The sequence below is a fragment of the Oryzobacter terrae genome (genome assembly GCF_042756445.1).
Taxonomy (GTDB): domain Bacteria; phylum Actinomycetota; class Actinomycetes; order Actinomycetales; family Dermatophilaceae; genus Oryzobacter; species Oryzobacter terrae.
Window position 1 is genome coordinate 871,549 of sequence record NZ_CP170578.1, and the last position, 16,145, is coordinate 887,693.

At 72.0% G+C, this 16,145-nt stretch carries 18 protein-coding genes, 3 tRNA genes and 1 pseudogene; 5 read left to right on the top strand and 17 right to left on the bottom strand.

What is annotated here, in order from left to right; genetic code table 11:
• Nucleotides 1-181: 181 nt before the first annotated feature.
• Nucleotides 182-637 carry a DUF3592 domain-containing protein gene (locus ACFWN3_RS04105; RefSeq protein ID WP_377643702.1) on the top strand — a complete coding sequence of 152 codons (456 nt, stop codon included), beginning with the start codon at nucleotides 182-184 and terminating at the stop codon, nucleotides 635-637.
• 108 nt (nucleotides 638-745) lie between these two features.
• Here ACFWN3_RS04105 and ACFWN3_RS04110 read toward each other — a convergent pair whose 3' ends face one another.
• From ACFWN3_RS04110 to ACFWN3_RS04130, 5 genes are all read right to left on the bottom strand, one after another.
• Nucleotides 746-1,489: a hypothetical protein gene (locus ACFWN3_RS04110; protein ID WP_377643704.1), complete on the bottom strand. Its 744-nt coding sequence runs from the start codon at nucleotides 1,487-1,489 to the stop codon at nucleotides 746-748.
• An 890-nt stretch (nucleotides 1,490-2,379) separates the two neighbouring features.
• Nucleotides 2,380-2,793, bottom strand: a complete 414-nt coding sequence (locus ACFWN3_RS04115) for a hypothetical protein (RefSeq protein WP_377643706.1) — start codon at nucleotides 2,791-2,793, stop codon at nucleotides 2,380-2,382.
• 389 nt (nucleotides 2,794-3,182) lie between these two features.
• Nucleotides 3,183-4,292 (bottom strand): tyrosine-type recombinase/integrase, encoded by a 1,110-nt coding sequence (locus ACFWN3_RS04120; RefSeq protein ID WP_377643708.1) that lies wholly within the window; start codon nucleotides 4,290-4,292, stop codon nucleotides 3,183-3,185.
• A gap of 242 nt (nucleotides 4,293-4,534) precedes the next feature.
• Entirely contained in the window at nucleotides 4,535-5,749 is a 1,215-nt protein-coding gene (locus ACFWN3_RS04125) for a M20 family metallopeptidase (RefSeq protein ID WP_377643710.1), read from the bottom strand.
• Nucleotides 5,750-5,815: 66 nt separating this feature from the next.
• Nucleotides 5,816-6,979, bottom strand: a complete 1,164-nt coding sequence (locus ACFWN3_RS04130) for a PrsW family intramembrane metalloprotease (protein ID WP_377643712.1) — start codon at nucleotides 6,977-6,979, stop codon at nucleotides 5,816-5,818.
• 72 nt (nucleotides 6,980-7,051) lie between these two features.
• Between ACFWN3_RS04130 and orn the strand changes: the two genes are divergently transcribed.
• From orn to ACFWN3_RS04150, 4 genes are all read left to right on the top strand, one after another.
• On the top strand, nucleotides 7,052-7,747 hold the full coding sequence (gene orn, locus ACFWN3_RS04135; RefSeq protein WP_377643714.1) for an oligoribonuclease: 696 nt from the start codon (nucleotides 7,052-7,054) through the stop codon (nucleotides 7,745-7,747).
• 63 nt (nucleotides 7,748-7,810) lie between these two features.
• A tRNA-His gene (locus ACFWN3_RS04140) sits at nucleotides 7,811-7,883 on the top strand.
• Between the two features lie 101 nt (nucleotides 7,884-7,984).
• Nucleotides 7,985-8,674 carry a copper resistance protein CopC gene (locus ACFWN3_RS04145; RefSeq protein ID WP_377643716.1) on the top strand — a complete coding sequence of 230 codons (690 nt, stop codon included), beginning with the start codon at nucleotides 7,985-7,987 and terminating at the stop codon, nucleotides 8,672-8,674.
• Nucleotides 8,675-8,720: 46 nt separating this feature from the next.
• A tRNA-Lys gene (locus ACFWN3_RS04150) sits at nucleotides 8,721-8,796 on the top strand.
• A 71-nt stretch (nucleotides 8,797-8,867) separates the two neighbouring features.
• On the opposite strand, the gene ACFWN3_RS04155 is transcribed toward ACFWN3_RS04150, so the two are convergent.
• The 12 genes and pseudogenes from ACFWN3_RS04155 to ACFWN3_RS04210 form a co-directional block, all read right to left on the bottom strand.
• Nucleotides 8,868-9,164 (bottom strand): GroES family chaperonin, encoded by a 297-nt coding sequence (locus tag ACFWN3_RS04155; RefSeq protein ID WP_377645523.1) that lies wholly within the window; start codon nucleotides 9,162-9,164, stop codon nucleotides 8,868-8,870.
• A 46-nt stretch (nucleotides 9,165-9,210) separates the two neighbouring features.
• The gene (locus ACFWN3_RS04160; RefSeq protein ID WP_377643718.1) at nucleotides 9,211-9,489 is read right to left on the bottom strand and encodes a DUF3618 domain-containing protein; all 279 of its coding nucleotides are present in this window, start codon (nucleotides 9,487-9,489) and stop codon (nucleotides 9,211-9,213) included.
• Nucleotides 9,490-9,496: 7 nt separating this feature from the next.
• Entirely contained in the window at nucleotides 9,497-9,967 is a 471-nt protein-coding gene (gene bcp / locus ACFWN3_RS04165; protein WP_377643720.1) for a thioredoxin-dependent thiol peroxidase, read from the bottom strand.
• A 64-nt stretch (nucleotides 9,968-10,031) separates the two neighbouring features.
• Nucleotides 10,032-10,113 (bottom strand) — tRNA-Leu (locus tag ACFWN3_RS04170).
• Between the two features lie 58 nt (nucleotides 10,114-10,171).
• The gene (rdgB, locus tag ACFWN3_RS04175; protein ID WP_377643722.1) at nucleotides 10,172-10,807 is read right to left on the bottom strand and encodes an RdgB/HAM1 family non-canonical purine NTP pyrophosphatase; all 636 of its coding nucleotides are present in this window, start codon (nucleotides 10,805-10,807) and stop codon (nucleotides 10,172-10,174) included.
• A complete protein-coding gene (gene rph, locus ACFWN3_RS04180) occupies nucleotides 10,804-11,559 on the bottom strand; it encodes a ribonuclease PH (protein WP_377643724.1) in 756 nt (251 codons plus the stop codon). Before rph ends, rdgB begins: the two co-directional genes overlap by 4 nt.
• A gap of 41 nt (nucleotides 11,560-11,600) precedes the next feature.
• Nucleotides 11,601-12,074: an ASCH domain-containing protein gene (locus tag ACFWN3_RS04185; protein WP_377645525.1), complete on the bottom strand. Its 474-nt coding sequence runs from the start codon at nucleotides 12,072-12,074 to the stop codon at nucleotides 11,601-11,603.
• A gap of 54 nt (nucleotides 12,075-12,128) precedes the next feature.
• A pseudogene (locus ACFWN3_RS04190) lies at nucleotides 12,129-12,893 on the bottom strand (MBL fold metallo-hydrolase); the annotation flags it as partial.
• A complete protein-coding gene (murI, locus tag ACFWN3_RS04195) occupies nucleotides 12,890-13,714 on the bottom strand; it encodes a glutamate racemase (protein WP_377643726.1) in 825 nt (274 codons plus the stop codon). The pseudogene ACFWN3_RS04190 and the gene murI, both read right to left, overlap by 4 nt.
• Before the next feature lie 107 nt (nucleotides 13,715-13,821).
• On the bottom strand, nucleotides 13,822-14,436 hold the full coding sequence (locus tag ACFWN3_RS04200; RefSeq protein ID WP_377643728.1) for a DUF2017 domain-containing protein: 615 nt from the start codon (nucleotides 14,434-14,436) through the stop codon (nucleotides 13,822-13,824).
• Nucleotides 14,436-14,726, bottom strand: coding sequence for an ATP-dependent Clp protease adapter ClpS (gene clpS, locus ACFWN3_RS04205; protein WP_377643730.1), 291 nt, complete (start codon nucleotides 14,724-14,726; stop codon nucleotides 14,436-14,438). The genes ACFWN3_RS04200 and clpS overlap by 1 nt, the downstream gene beginning before the upstream one ends.
• 54 nt (nucleotides 14,727-14,780) lie before the next feature.
• Nucleotides 14,781-16,028 (bottom strand): homogentisate 1,2-dioxygenase, encoded by a 1,248-nt coding sequence (locus ACFWN3_RS04210; protein WP_377645527.1) that lies wholly within the window; start codon nucleotides 16,026-16,028, stop codon nucleotides 14,781-14,783.
• Between the last annotated feature and the right edge of the window lie 117 nt (nucleotides 16,029-16,145).

Sequence of the window (16,145 nt, forward strand, 5' to 3'; positions counted from 1 at the left end):
TGAGTGCTGGGGGCTTCACATGCGATGCCGTCTGAGCCATGAGCGGACCCTAGCGGCGAGAACGAGTGCCGCCTACCGGAGCACACGCGCTCATCAGCACGACCGGCGGCAGATGAGGACGTTGCCATGACACCCCCTACCGCGTCGTGTCCTTGAACTTCCCTTGCTAGGGTGCCGCCACGTGCCACCCAAGCCGCCCAACAAGTTTGCCGCCTTTGCTAACAGTCCGAAGGTCTCGGCGGGTTTTCTCACGGCGGTCGCTCTCGCTTGCACCATCGGAACGGTCATCGCCTATCAGTCCGCCGTTGCACTCAGGGACCACGGCCAACGAGCCATCGGATCGGTTCTCGAGGTGCACGAGGAGCGCCGAGACGACTACGTAGTGCTTCGTTTTCAGGACCGTACTGGCCGCGAGGTCACGGCTGAGGTTGGGAACTACTTCTGGGATCCCCAGCCGCAAGTTGGCGACCGCACGGAACTCGTGTACGACCCCGAAGACCCCTCAGGCAATGTCGCCGACGTCAGGACGGGTCCGGACTTCTTCTCGGTCTGGGCACTGGCTCTTGGCGTGGTTCTTGCCGGTGCGCTGGTCTGGCCGACGTGGACCGGCCGATTGGATTGGAACAAGTTCCGCTAACCGCGTCGCCACTCGCCTCGTACGGCCCCACGCTGGCCGGCCCAGCGCACCCGCTCGGCTCCTCTGGGACCGGATCGCGGCAGTTGAGTGCGTTTCCTCGACCGCTGTTCACTGCACAGGAAAGTCCTGAACGTAGAAGACCGAGGCAACCGGCACCGTCGCGCACAAGGCAGCCCAGTTGCTGTCGTCGGCGGACGCCCTTCGTCCGTGGAACCCGGTCAGCTGCTCGTCCTCGACCATCGACCCGCTGGTGCCGGTTGGCAGGCTGGAGTAGATCACCGGCCTGGGGGCTTGCGGGGCGTGCTGGTATCCCTCCGCGTTCGGGAAGACCAGGCCGACCCGCTGCTCGTGACCACCTGTGGATGTGGTCATCACCGGGCAGCGACCGCCGGCAAAGGTCACTGTCCCGGTGACGAAGCCAGCGCTGTCGACGTCAGCCTTCCACTCGTAGGTCGGGACCGGGAAGTAGCCGAGCTCTTTGGCTGTGCTCAGCGCGGTCGGGCCCGGAGTTGCGGGCGCAAGGGGCGCGACCGTCGGCGGGGGCGATGCCGGGTGGTCGTTGATGATCGCGCCCTCACGGACTTCGGTGCCCGGACACTGGGCCAACCACTGCTTCCCCAGGTCAGAGTCCGCGCCCACGACGAAGCCGCCGCCATAGGCGAACTCCTGGCCCTCGACAGCGAAGACACCGCCGTGGGCGTCCACGACGGCCCGCACGCCGTTGTCGTAGGTGATGCCGGTGGCATTGGGGAAGAACACCGCCTGAGTGACCCGGTCGCGACCCTCACCGTTGCTGAGGAGGGTGCACCCTTCCGGGGTGAACCACAGGGTGCCGCTGACCTGGGCCGCCATGCCGCTGCCCCCGTCCCAGGCGTACGTGGGGACCTTGAAGGTACTCAGGATCGGCGCGCCGGCCGGGGGCTGGTAAGGGGCGGACCGAGACCCGCAGCCGACCGCCAGTAGGGCGAGCGCCGCAACTGAGACCGAGCGGAGCCACGACCGAGTTTGAGGCTGATGGTGGTGGGCCGATGCTCTTGCGATTCGCCCTGACATCCCACCACCTCCCAACTGAAGTGTGGCCCCCCTCCCGCCTTGCGCATCAGCACCCGCCGATACCGATGCACAGTCGCAACGTCCCGGCCCGCTCCTTTCTGCGCCGACGAAACTTCGTCCTGACCGCGGCAGAAGCGGACGTTACTTGGCTCCCGTGTGGCGGCTGTGACCCTCTGCACGGAACTCCCCGTACTTGGTTACCGTCAGCACCGGAATGGCACCATGAGGCTGTGGACGCCCTAACCTCGGCCGCATGGGTCGATGACCCACCATGGTCGGTGGTTGTCTTGTTGTTCGTCGCAGCCATCGCCGTGAACACACTCGGCTATCGGGCCATGCGGCGTGGCGTGGTCGGGAACTGGTTCAGTCCGACGGTGGCCCTCGCCACCCTTGTGTTGTTGGTGGGAGCGGACTTCTCGCTGGCGGCCTGTCTCGTGGGGATCTTGGGTCTGCTGGCGCTCGGGCTGTACGGAGGGTTACGTCTGTCGCGGGGACGCCCCACGCGTAGCAACGGACGCCATCGCGAGCCGAGCACGTTCTGAGTGGAGTCCGGAATCGGTCGGCATAAGCGCACTTCTGACCGGTTGGCTAGCGAGGCGTTAGGGCAGTGCCGGCCTGCCCTCAACTCGGCAGTTCCGGTAACCTTGCCCGCTCCCCCGATCCCTCCTTTGGGTCACATCGGGCAGGCCTCATCGGGAGGTGCGGCGGATCCACGCGTCGCCGAGCCGGTTCAGGGCTGGGCGCAGCGTCGCGATGTCGCGGTCGTAGATCCGACCGGTCTCGAGCCCGGTGGACAGCCGCTCAACTGCCTCGATGAGTTCCGGCAGCGTGGCCGCCGATGCTGGCTTCGATGGCGCTGGGGCAGGTGGCGCCGGCGTGGCCCTGGGCGCGTAGCCAGGCGTGAAGTGGTCGAGCATCGCCGTGACGTCGTCCCAGACCTCGCTGTCGAGCTCGCCACGGCGCCGACGACCCCGGAGCCGGACCAACAGATCCCGGGACAGCCGCGAAGAACGAGCCACTCGGGAGACGGCCGACTCGTCCCTTTCCTGCTGCGTCGGGACGTGGGTCGGCCGCGGCTTCGGTGTTCTCGGGACGTCGATCATCCGGACTTCAACGGCCGCCTCACGGGCGCCGCGGCGTGTCACTGCGGCGAGGTTTCGGCACCGGCTCGAGCACCACACCGGACGCCGTCCGCGCCCGCCATACGACACCGGTGCGCCGCACTGCGGGCACCTGCGCGGCTCCTCCCCTGCCATCCCTAGACGGTACGCCGGTGCCGCTTTTTTCGCATCACCGAAACGTCCCAAGAGCCGGGGTGCAAGAGGTGTGCCGTCGTCGTGGTTTCTGGTCTTTGGGGAGGGACATTCAGGGTCGGGAGCGGGGGCTCGCTCGAAGGGATCGGCGAGGCGGGGTGCGCGGTCGAATGGCGCGGGAAGGAGCCGTTTGTGGCAGGGCCCAATAGGTGCCTGGCGGGGCCTGGAGCAGGGGCGTGTCAGGGCACGAGGGTCAGCCCGCGTGCGAGCTCCGAGAGCCGCGCCGCGATTTGGGCGTCGCGCCCGGCCGCGGCGTGCTGGTAGCGGAGCGCCGCGCCGGGCGTCGAGTGCCCAAGCCGAGCCATCAACTCGGCCAGTGTCGCGCCGGTCTGGGCCGCTAGGACCGCGCCGGTGTGCCGCAGGTCGTGCAACCGGAGGTCCGGCCTCCCAGCCGCAGCCCGCGCCGTCATGAAGGTCTTGGTGACCTCCGTGTGGACGAGGTGGTGGTTGGTTCCCGGCCGCGGGAAGAGCAGCGCGTCCGGCCCGGCATCGACGTGCTCGTCGAGGTGGGCCTGGATGACGGGAATCAAGTGCGGCGGGATCGCGACGTCGCGCACGCCAGCCACGCTCTTCGGCCGGCCGACCAGGTCGGCGCCGTCGACGCGCACCACCGCGCGGGAGATGGACAGGACACCACGCTGGAGGTCGACGTCGCGGCGTCGCAGTTCCGCCAGCTCGCCGTACCGCAAAGCGCACCAAGCTCCCAGCAGCACCAGCAGCCGGAGCCGCTCGGGCATCTCCTCGACGATCGTCGCCAGCTCGGGCAGGCTCGCTGGCTCGATCCGGCGCTGCCTCGTCGAGCGCCCCGCACCGGGGATCTGGCAGGGACTCGTCGTCACGAGGCCCTCGGTGACGGCCTGGCCCAGGATCGCCCGCAGCAGCGAGTAGGCGTGGGCACGCTGAGTTGGGTGCGACGGACCGAGGAAGTCGTACCAACGAGTGACGTCGTCGCGGGTGATGCTGCGCAGCGGCTTGTCGCCGAACGTGGGAAACACCAGCCGTTCCAGCTGCGAGGCGTACAGGGCGCGAGTTCGGGGTCTCAGCGGCTCCCCGCGCACCCGGCGGCGGTCGATCGCTCCGGGCGCATACTCGCGCAGAGTCATGACACCCCTCAGGGCCAGCGCGCGCCGCTTCGGCGCCTCCCACTGGCCGGACTCGATGAGCCGGTGCTCGACCGCGAGCCAGTGCTCGGCATCGATCTTGGCCTCGAACGTGCCCGGTGCCGTGTGGCGAGCCAGGTCCGGGCCGGCATAGGACGCCTGGAACCGACCGGAGGGCAGCCGGCGCACCTTCCCGAATCCCCTCCGGGTCCTGATGCGTGTCTTCGGCACCCCTAATCCCTCCCCGCTCGTGCCCTAAACGTGCCCTAACGATGGCTACATGTGGTCATCCATGACCTGCTGTGAGCACGAACATCCAGCGGCAAACGTGCAGGTCAGAGCCCTATTTTGCCAGATCAGAGAGCTGCGGGGAAACGGCCGATCGGCAGGTTCGAGTCCTGCCGGGGGCACCACGACCACCGCGACGCCGGTCAGCCGGAGGCGAGCCGGCGCGAGCGCCGCAGGGCGAGCTCGGCGAGGGCCGCCGCGACGTCGGGCACCACGGAGTCGTCGAACGCGGCCCGCGGCGAGTGGTTGTCCTCGACGCGCGTGAGGTCCTCGTGGACCGCCGCCCCGATGTTGAGGTAGCAGCCGGGCACCTCGTCGAGGACGAAGGACATGTCCTCCGAGCCAGCCTCGGGGTTGGCCATGTCGGCCCACCGGTCCTCGCCGAAGAGGTCGACGACCGTCTCCTTGGCGAAGTCGAACTCGACGGCGTCGTTGACGGTCACCGGGTAGCCGTTGCCGATCGTCACCTCGGCGGTCATCCCGTGGGCGGCGGCGATGCCCTGGGCCACCCGGGCCACCATCTCGTGCGCCCTGGCGCGGTGCTCCTTGGAGAAGGTCCGCAGGGTGGCCTCGACCACGGCGTCGTCCGGGATGATGTTGTCCTTCGTCCCCGCGGCGATCCTGCCGACGGTGAGGACGACCGGGTCCCAGATGCTGAACTGGCGGGTCACGGCGGTGTGGAAGGCGAGGACGACCTCGCACGCCACCGGCACCGGGTCGCGGGTCTTCTCGGGCGCCGACCCGTGGCCGCCGAGCCCCCTGACGACGACGTGGACCTCGTCGGCCGCCGCCATCAGCGGGCCGGGCCGTCCGAACCAGGTGCCGCGCGGGACGTCGGCGGAGTACACGTGCACCGCGTACGCCGCGTCGACCCGGCGGCCCGCGGCCTCGAGCAGCCCCTCGCGGATCATCGGCTCGGCCCCGCCGGGTCCCTCCTCGGCCGGCTGGAACATGAGGACGACGTCGCCGACGAGCTGGTCGCGCAGCTCGTCGAGGATGCGGGCGGCGCCGACGAGACCGGCGACGTGGAGGTCGTGACCGCAGGCGTGCATCGCCCCGGTCCGCTGCGAGACGTAGTCGACGTCGACCTCCTCGGTCACGGGGAGCGCGTCCATGTCACCGCGCAGGAGGACGACCGGGCGCTCCCCCTCGTGCGGTGCCCGCCCGCGCAGGACCGCCACGACCGAGCTGAGCGACTCCCCCGTCGTCACCTCGAGGTCGATCCCGTCGAGCGCCTCGAGGACCGCCCGCTGGGTGTCGGGCAGGTGCAGCCCGATCTCGGGGATCCGGTGCAGCGCCCGCCGCAGCTCGACGAGCTCGGGTCCGATGCGCGTGGAGACGGTGAGGGCGTCGGTCACGGTGGTCCTTCCGGTGGAGGTCGGCGAGGACCCGGGGCTCGGCCGAGCCGCGGTCCCCGAGGGCGGTCAGGTGACGGGAAGGCCGACGAACTCGGCCCGCCGGGCCGTGAGGGCGTGGAGCAGCTCGCGCTCCTGCTCGGCCGCGTGGGCGTCGGCGGCCTCGTGGTGCATCCGGCGGCGCAGGAGGGCGAGCTCGCTCGCGGTGTCCTGGAAGGCCCTCATCGAGGCGAGCCCGGCACGGCCGGTGTTCGCGCGGGCCCACTGGCGCGCCTCGCGGCGCCGGGTCATCGACGCGAGCATCGAGACCTCGCCGGGCGAGAGCCAGCCGGCGTCGGAGTAGGGCCGCAGGAACTGCCCGATGAGGTGGCCCTCGTGCCGGCGGGCCCAGACGACGAACGCGACGAAGGCGAGGAAGACCGGCACCTCGACGAGGAGGTACACGACGATGAGCCCCTGCCCACCGGTCACCGCCGCGAGGTTCCACAGCGCGTGGGCGAGGACGGCGAGGACGAAGCCGCCGACCGGCGCGAGCAGGCGCGGCAGCCAGGTCCGGCTCGTCGCGGCCACCCCGATGCCCACCCCGGTGAGGATCGTGAACATCGGGTGGGCGAACGGCGACAGCAGGCACCGGGCGACGAAGGTCGCGGTCAGCGCCTCACCTCCGCCCTCGGTGTAGGCCGTCGCGAGGTACTGGATGTTCTCGGTGAAGGCGAAGCCCGCCGCCGTGACGCCGGCGTAGACCATCCCGTCGGTGATGCCGTCGAACTCGCGGCGGCGGAACCACCAGACGAAGAGGACGAACAGGCCCTTGCTCGCCTCCTCGACGACCGGCGCGATGACGACCGCCGTCGTCGCGAGGGCGGCGTCGGGGTCGGTCGCCGCCTCGAGCACGGCGATGGCGCTCGTGTTCGTCACCGCCGCGATGATGGCCGCGACGAGGGCGCCCCAGAGGAACGCGCCGAGCAGGTAGCGGTTCGGCTCGGACTCGAAGCGGTCGAGCCAGAGGAACGCCGGGATGACGACGGCGACGGGGATGAGGGCGACGGCCAGCGCGAGCAGCGCCGTCTGCACCCCGAACGCCGCACCGAAGTACGCCGACACGACGAGGGCGGCGAGGACGAACCCCACGGCTGCCAGGCCGGTGACCACCCACCGGCGGATGCCCGACCGGGCGGTCGGTGCGCGGTGGGCCACGGGGCCCGCCGACCGGGTCGCGAGGTCGCCGTCCATGGCAGGTGACCCTAGTGGAGCCCGGACCCCACGTGGTCTCCGGCCACGGCGTCCCGACGTGGCGCCCCTAGCATGGCCCCCATGACGACCGCTGGGACCGACCGCTCCACCGCCGACCGGATCGTGTGGATCGACTGCGAGATGACCGGGCTCTCCCTCGAGGACGACGCCCTCGTCGAGGTCGCCGCCCTCGTCACCGACTACGAGCTGACCGTCCTCGGCGAGGGCGTCGACGTCGTCATCCGGCCCCCGGACGCCGCGCTCGAGCAGATGGGTGACTTCGTCCGCGAGATGCACACCGGCTCGGGCCTCCTCGACGCGCTCGCGGCCGGCACGACCCTGGAGGAGGCACAGCGCCTCGTCCTCGACTACGTCAGGGAGTTCGTCCCCGAGACCCGCAAGGCGCCGCTCGGGGGGAACACGGTCGGCACCGACCGGGCCTTCCTCCAGCGCGACATGCCCGAGCTCGAGAGCCACCTGCACTACCGGATCATCGACGTCTCCTCGATCAAGGAGCTGTCGCGCCGCTGGTTCCCGCGGGCGTACTTCGCCGCCCCCGCGAAGAGCGGCGGCCACCGGGCGCTCGCCGACATCCGCGAGTCGATCGCCGAGCTGCGCTACTACCGCGAGGCGGTGTTCGTCCCCCCGCCCGGCCCCTCGACGGAGGAGGCACGCACCCTCGCGGCACGGCACGTCGTCGACCACGCGACGTCCGCGGGCACCACCGGGTCCCGGGGTGAGGGCGTGGTCGGGAGCACCCCCGCGTAACGGGTACGATGGTTCGCGCTACGGGCGCACCGGCATCCTCGGATGACGATCGCGCCCGTCGTGGTGGGTATAGCTCAGCTGGTAGAGCATCGCGTTGTGGTCGCGAGGGTCGCGGGTTCAAGTCCCGTTACTCACCCCCGATGGAGAAGCCCCTGACCTGCGGTGACGCGGGTCGGGGGCTTCCTCGTCCCCGCCCCGGACGACGACCGGCGGGCCGTCGTTTGCGAGGATGGGCGCATGATGTCGCGCCGCTTCGCCACCGTCGTCGTCCTCGTCGTGGTCCTGGCCTTCGTCGTCGTCGCCGTCGCCCCGGCCTTCGCCGCCAGCCCGTCGGGACTGGTGACCCACTCCCGCCTCCTCCAGGCCGCCCCGGCCGACGGCGCCACGGTCGAGACCGCCGAGGAGGTCGTCCTCACCTTCAACGAGGAGGTCGACCCCACGTTCGTCAAGGTCACCGTCGAGGGACCGCAGGGCGCCGAGGTCGAGGGCGACCCGGTCGTCGACGGCCGCGAGGTGACCCAGGCCCTGTCCTCCGACCTCGCCGCGGGAGGGCACACGGTCACCTACCGCGTCGTGAGCGCCGACGGCCACCCGATCTCGGGCAAGGTCTCCTTCACCACGACCGCGGAGCCCAGCCCCACGGACGCTGCCACGCCGAGCGCGACCGCCACCCCCTCCGCCTCGGACTCCGCGTCGGCGGCACCGTCGTCGACCCCCACGGTCGACGCCGAACCGACCTCCGGCGACGGCGGCCCGAGGCCCTGGGTCTGGGTCCTCCTCGGGGTCACCGGGCTCGTCGCACTCCTCGCGCTGTCGACCCAGTGGCGGGTGCTCGGCGGGCCCCGTGCCGACGAGGAGGCGAACGCCGAGGCCGACGGCCGGCCGCTCGACGAGGCGTCGACGCGCCGCGACGACCCCTTCGCCTGAGCGGATTTCACTCCGGCGGTCGGCTGCTGCTAACGTTTTCCACCGCGCGCCATTAGCTCAATTGGCAGAGCAGCTGACTCTTAATCAGCGGGTTCGGGGTTCGAGTCCCTGATGGCGCACCACCACGACAGGCCCCCGGCGACGGGGGCCTTCGTCGTGTCCGGACCGCGTCGCGACCTCGCCCTCGCGCGGCTCAGAGGTAGAGGCCCGTGCTGCCCTCGGGCACGCGCGACGCGGCGACGGCGTGGAGGTCGCGCTCGCGCAGCATGACGTAGTCCTTGGCGCCGATCTCGACCTCGGCCCGTTCCTCGGGGTCGAACAGGACCCGGTCGCCGACCTCGACCTGGCGCACGTTCGGCCCGGTCGCGACGACCTCGCCCCACCCGAGGCGCCGACCGACCGACGCGGTGGCCGGGATGACGATGCCGCCGCCGGACCGGCGCTCCCCCGCCTCGCCCTCGAGGCTGACGAGCACGCGGTCGTGGAGCATCCGGACCGGGAGGCGGCCCTTCCCGTGGTCGGGCCGGGCGGGCACGTCAGTGACGCCGCAGGCGGCGGTACGCGAGGAGCCCTCCGACGACGGCCACGACGGCGACGACCGCCGCGAGCCGCTCGACGCGCAGCTCTCCCTCGGGCGTGGTGGCGACGTCGGCGAAGCGCGCCTTGGCGGCCTCGGTCTGGCGCTGGAGGATGGTGCGCGGGCTGACCCGGTGGGTCAGCTCGTCGATGGTGTGGCCGAGCCGTTCGCGGCGCGCGGCGATCTCGGCCTCGAGCGCGGGGACGGTGGTGGGGAGTGCGGGCTTCGCGGTGCTCATGGGGTCCTCACTCGATGCCGAGGTCGCGGCGCAGCTTGGCGACGTGACCCGTGGCCTTGACGTTGTAGAAGGCGTGCGACACGGTGCCCGACTCGTCGACGACGACGGTGCTGCGGATGACGCCCTCGACGGTCTTGCCGTAGAGCTTCTTCTCGCCGTAGGCACCCCAGGCGTTCATGACGCTCCTGTCCTCGTCGGCGAGCAGCGGGATGGTGAGGTGGTCGCGCTCGCGGAACGTCGCGAGCCTGGACGGGCTGTCGGGCGAGATGCCGAGCACGGTGTAGCCGTCGCGCGTCAGGGAGTCGAGGGACTCGCTGAAGTCGCAGGCCTGCGTCGTGCAGCCCGGGGTCATCGCCGCGGGGTAGAAGTACACGATCACCCTGCGGCCGCGCAGGTCGCTGAGGGTCACCTGCGACCCGGTGTCGTCGGGCAGCGTGAAGTCGGGGGCGGTGTCGCCGGGGACGAGCCGGTCTCCCACGGAGGCCTCCTGGTGTGGTCGGTGGTGGTTCCAACCTAACCGACTCCGAGGACGTCGGTCGCCGTGCGCAAGGCGGGACTCGAACCCGCACACCCGAAGGCACCAGAACCTAAATCTGGCGCGTCTACCAGTTCCGCCACTTGCGCGCCGGACCAGCGTAACCGCGCGGCGCTCCCCGACCCGAGCGGGTTCCGCGTCCCCGGGTCAGGCCAGGAGCTCGCGCAGCACCGGCTCGAGGGCGCGGAAGGCGTTGCCGCGGTGCGAGATCGCGTTCTTCTCCTCGTCGGTGTACTCGGCGAGGGTCCGGCTGTCGCCCGCCGGGACGAACACCGGGTCGTAGCCGAACCCGTTGGTCCCGCGCGGTGCGCGCACGAGCGACCCCTCGACCCGGCCCTCGACGCCCTCGACCCGGCCGTCGGGCATCGCGACGACGGCGGCGCAGACGAAGGCGGCCGCGCGGTGCTCGTCGGGGACGTCGGCGACCTGCTCGAGGAGCAGGCCCAGGTTGGCCCGGTCCTTCTCGGCACGGGCGGCGCCCTCCCCGGCGGCCGAGCCCGACCAGCGGGCCGAGAAGACGCCGGGCGAGCCACCGAGCACCTCGACGGCGAGGCCGGAGTCGTCGGCGACCGACGGCAGCCCGGAGGCCCGCGCGAGGGCGACGGCCTTGAGGCGGGCGTTGCCGAGGAAGGTCACCTCCGTCTCCGGGACGTCGGCGGCGCCCTCGACCTCGTCGGCGCCGACGACCTCGAGGTCGAGGTCGTCGACGAGCGCGGCGAGGATCTGGCGCAGCTCGTGGACCTTGTGCTCGTTGCGCGTCGCGAGGACGAGCCGGCGGGTCATCGGGTGCGCTCGCGGGCCGGCCCCTCGAGCGCGGCCTGCTGGAGGAGGGTCAGCTCGGCGCAGCCGACCGTCGCGAGGTCGAGCAGGCCGCCGAGCAGGTCGCGGTCGAAGGGCTCCCCCTCGGCGGTGCCCTGCACCTCGACGAAGCGGCCGTCGCCGGTCATGACGACGTTCATGTCGGTCTGGGCGGTCGAGTCCTCGGGGTAGTCGAGGTCGAGGACGGGGCGGCCGTCGATGAGGCCGACGCTCACCGCGGCGATCGAGCCGGTGAGGGGCCTGGCCGAGGCGGGCAGGAGCCCGCGGGCGCGGGCGTCCTCGACGGCGTCGGCGAGCGCGACCCACGCTCCGGTGATGGCCGCGGTGCGGGTGCCGCCGTCGGCCTGGAGGACGTCGCAGTCGAGGACGACGGTGTTCTCGCCGAGGGCCCTGGTGTCGATGACGGCGCGCAGGCTGCGGCCGACGAGGCGGCTGATCTCGTGCGTGCGTCCGCCGACCTTGCCGCGCCGCGACTCGCGGTCGGAGCGGGTGTTCGTCGAGCGCGGGAGCATCTCGTACTCGGCGGTGACCCAGCCGCTGCCCTTGCCCTTGAGCCAGCGCGGGACCCCCTCGGTGAAGGAGGCGGCGCAGAGCACGCGGGTCCGGCCGAACTCGACGAGGACGCTGCCCTCGGCGTGGTCGAGCCAGTTGCGCGTGATGCGCACGTCGCGGAGCTGGTCGGGGGTACGGCCGTCATGGCGAAGAGCGTCGGTCACGGGCCAAGGCTAACGAGGACGTGACCCGTCGTCCCCGGCGGTCACCCGGCCGGCGGTCCCACGGGGTCGGCCACCTCGGGCGGCCAGACGACGCGGAACCGCTCGAAGCAGACCTCGAGGTCGTCGGAGAACGGGATCCCGATCCGCTCGCACTCGCGGCGGAAGAACCGGTCGTGGTGGTGGCGCCACGACCGGAGGGTGCGGTCGTCCTCGCCCTCGTCCCAGGCGAAGCGCTCGTCGACCGACGACAGGGGCCCGACCCGCAGCTCGGTGGTCCGCAGCACGGCCCGCGGCTGGCCGGCACCGTCGCAGGCGACCCAGTGCGACCCGACCCGCCCGAGGGGGTCGCCGTCGTGCGCGTACGCCGCGACGAGCCCGGCCGTGGCGCGCTTGGGTCCGTGGGTGACCAGGCCGACCAGCTCGTCGGCGAGCGCCGGGCCGTCGCCGAACGCCTCGACGACCGGCTCGTCCTCGGGGGGCAGGCCCGGGTGGGCCGCGAGGTAGTCGGCCCACATCCGCAGGCCGGCGGCGCGGTCGACCCGGACGGGTGGCACCACCGCCGGCGACCCCACCTCGACCGTCTCCCCCGCCACGGCGAGCTCGACCTCGCCCGGCCACACCGCCGCGGCTTGGGCGCGGCAGAGCTCGGGGTCGTTCCACGCCGGGACGTGGGTGAGGACGAGGCGTCGCACGCCACCGGCCCGGACCGCGGCGGTGGCCGCGCGCGAGCCGGACAGGTGGATCCCCTCCACCTCGTCGCGCCCGTCGACGAACGCGGCGTCCATGAGGGCGAGGTCGGCATCGCGCAGCAGGTCGTCGAGGGCCGGGCAGTCATCGGTGTCACCGGTGAAGGCGAGGACCTCGCCGTCGGCCTCGACGCGGTAGCCGTAGGCCTCGACGGGGTGGTTGACCCGGAACGGCGTCACGGTGAAGGGCCCGACGGTGACGGCCACCCCGTGGGTGACGGCCGTGACGGCGAACTCGCTCTCCATGCCGCCCGGCTCGACCCCGTGGTACATGTGCGCCAGCCGCTCGGCGGTGCCCGATGGGCCGAAGACGGGGAGCCGCTGCGGTAGCCGCCCCGCCGGGCGGTAGCGCCGGGTGACGTAGAGCCCGCAGAGGTCGACGCAGTGGTCGGGGTGGAGGTGGCTGAGGACGACGGCGTCGAGGTCGTCGGGCGACAGGTGACGCTGGAGCGACCCGAGGGCGCCGCTGCCGAGGTCGAGCAGGAGGTTCCAGGTGCGCCCCTGCGCCTCGGTGCGCACGAGGTAGCTGGAGGCGGCCGACTCCGGGCCCGAGAACGAGCCGGAGCAGCCGACGACGGTGAGCCTCATGCGATCCCCGCCCGCTCGACGGGGGCCGGGGCGGTGAACACCGGGCCGAGCCGCGCGCCGACGCCGAGGAAGCGCGACGCGAGCCGCCGGAACTCCTCGGGGTCGCCGGTGGTCGTGAACCCGTGGTCGGGCTCGGGGAGGTCGTCGGGTCGCAGGGCGTCGGTGTCGGCGAGGACCCGGTAGACGTCCTTGGCGGTCTCCTCGGCGGACGACACGAGGGTGACGTCGTCGCCCATGACGTAGGAGATGACCGCGGTGAGCAGCGGGTAGTGGGTGCAGCCGAGGACGAGGGTGTCGACCTCTCCGCGGAGCGGGTCGAGGTACTCGTGGGCGACGCCGACGAGCTCGGGCCCGCCGGTGACGCCCCGCTCGACGAACTCGACGAACCGCGGGCACGGGGTGCTCACGACGTCGAGGTGCGGTGCGGCGGCGAAGGCGTCGAGGTAGGCGCCGGACTGGTGGGTCCCGACGGTCGAGATGACGCCGACCCGGCCGGTGCGCGTGGCGGCGGCGGCCCGGCGCACCGCCGGCCGGATGACCTCGACGACCGGGACGTCGTAGCGCTCGCGGGCGTCGTGGAGGACGGCGGCGCTCGCGGTGTTGCACGCGATGACGAGGACCTTGACCCCGTGGTCGACGAGCCGGTCGAGACCCTGGAGGGCGAACTCGCGGGTCTGCGCGATCGGCCGCGGACCGTACGGGGCGCGCGCGGTGTCGCCGAAGTACGCGACGGACTCGTGGGGCAGCTGGTCGAGGATCGCCCGCATCACGGTGAGCCCGCCGTACCCGGAGTCGAACACCCCGATCGGTTGGTCAGCCACCCGACCACCGTAGGGCAGCACACCGTCATGACCGGGCCCGCACCCGTGTCGCGTGCGCCACGCCACGCGACTCGTCGCGCGACCGGATCGCCCGACGTCCCGACGGCTCAGCCGCGCAGCATCGCCGAGGCGAGGGTCTCCTGGAGCCAGGTGAGGAAGTCGTAGACGGCGAGCGCGTAGCCGAGCGGGTCGTCGTCCTCGAGCTGCGCGGCAGCGGCCTCGAGCACCTCGAGGTCCTCGTCGGTCCGCAGGCCCATCCGCTCGCCGAGGACGAGGCGGACGTCGGTGAGGGCGGTGAGGAAGGCCCGCGCCTCGGCCTCGGACAGCCGCACCTTGTCCTCGCCGCGGAGCACGCGCGCGCCGACCGCCAGGGCCGAGGCCTTGCGCTGGCGCAGCCCGCCCTCGGTGAGCCGGCGGAACTCGGCGGCCGCCTCGTCGTCCTCGCGGTTGGCCGTGGGGAGCAGGCGCTCGAGGGCGGGGTCGCGCTCGAGCGAGGAGGCGTCGAACTCCGACTGGTCCTCGGGGGCCACCGTGACGCCCATCCCCAGGCCGGCGACGATCGCCGAGAAGTCGTCGGTGCCCTCGTCGACGGGGTCGCCGGGCTCGAGGAGCTCGTGCACCTGGTCCATGAGGCCGGCGACCGTGGCTCTCTCGAGGGCGTCGAGCTGTGCCGTGAACCGCAGCTGCTCGCCCTCGCCCTTGCGCCGGAAGCCGCGCGCCATCAGCTGTCCTTCTGGAACGTCGCCCACAGGCCGTACCCCTGGAGGGCCTCGGTGTCGGCCTCCATCGCCTCACGGCTGCCGTTGGCGACGACGGCCCGGCCCTGGGTGTGGACGTCCATCATCAGCTTCTCGGCCTTCTCGCGGCCGTAGCCGAAGTGCGTCTGCAGCACGTAGGTCACGTAGGTCATGAGGTTGACCGGGTCGTTCCACACGATCGTCACCCACGGGGTGTCGGGAGCGACGTCACCACCGGTGGCGGTGACCTCCTCCGTCGTGGGTGCGAGCGACACGCCCCAAGGATAGGAGCCCGGCGACGCGGCCCCGACCACGGCGCCGAGGTGGCGTCAGCGGCGTCCGGCGTTCCACGTCCCGGCGTACACGCCGTCGTCGCAGGCGCGCCCGCCCTCGCCGAGCTCGAGCGGGCGGAAGGTGTCGACCATGACGGCGAGCTCGTCGAAGTACTCCTTGCCCAGGCTCGCCTCGGCGGCCCCCGGCTGGGGCCCGTGGGCGTGCCCGCCCGGGTGGAGGGAGATCGACCCCTTGGCGATGCCCGAGCCCTTGCGCGCCTCGTAGTCGCCGTCGACGTAGAACATGACCTCGTCGCTGTCGACGTTGGAGTGGTAGTACGGCACCGGGATGGCGAGGGGGTGGTAGTCGACCTTGCGCGGCACGAAGTTGCAGATGACGAAGTTCCAGCCCTCGAAGACCTGGTGGGCCGGCGGCGGCTGGTGGATGCGCCCGGTGATGGGCTCGTAGTCGCGCACGTTGAACACGTACGGGTAGAGGCAGCCGTCCCAGCCGACGACGTCGAGCGGGTGGAAGGGCAGCACGTGCACCGTGCCGACGATGCCGCCGCTGCTCGACGGACCTCCCCCACGGTGCTTGATGAAGACCTCGGTCTCGGCATCGGCCCTCTCGCCGACGTCCTCGGCGAGGAGCGGGCCCTGCGGCACGCGCAGGTCGCGCTCGCAGTAGGGGCTGTGCTCGAGGAGCTGGCCGTACTTGCTGAGGTACCGCTTCGGCGGCGCGATGTGGCTGCTCGCCTCGATGCAGATGGTGCGCAGCGGGTTGCGCGCCGAGGAGGTGGGGATCCAGCGGTGCGTCGTCGCTCTCGGGATGATGACGTAGTCGCCCTCGCCGACCTCGAAGGCGCCGAAGACGGTCTCGACGCGGGCGGTGCCGCGCTCGACGTAGACGCACTCGTCGCCGATGCCGTTGCGGTACCAGGGGCTGGTCCTGCCGGCCACGGCGTACGAGAGGCGGACGTCGCCGTTGCCGAGGAGCAGGCGCCGGCCGGTGACGACGTCGGTGTCCTTGACGACCTTCGCCGGGAAGAGGTCATGCGGCTTGAGGTGGCGCGGCAGGAGCGGGTGGTTGGCCGTCGTGGAGAGGTCTCCGACGGTCCACTCGCGGTACTCGGCGACGGTCGAGGGGATGTTGCGGTGGTAGAGCAGGCTGGAGTCGGAGGAGAACCCCTCCTCGCCCATCAGCTCCTCGGAGTAGAGCTCTCCGACCTTCCCCCGCTTCGCCGGACGGCGGTGCTGGGTGTGCCGCTTCGGGGGGATGCTGCCCATCGCCTGGTAGTGCGCCACTGGTCTGGTCCACCTCGCTGTGGTCTCGTCGGTCACGTCAGCCTAGGCCGTGGCCCTGCGACCGGACAGTCTCGCCCCCACCCGACGGCACATTGGTCAGATCGCGCGGTGTCCACC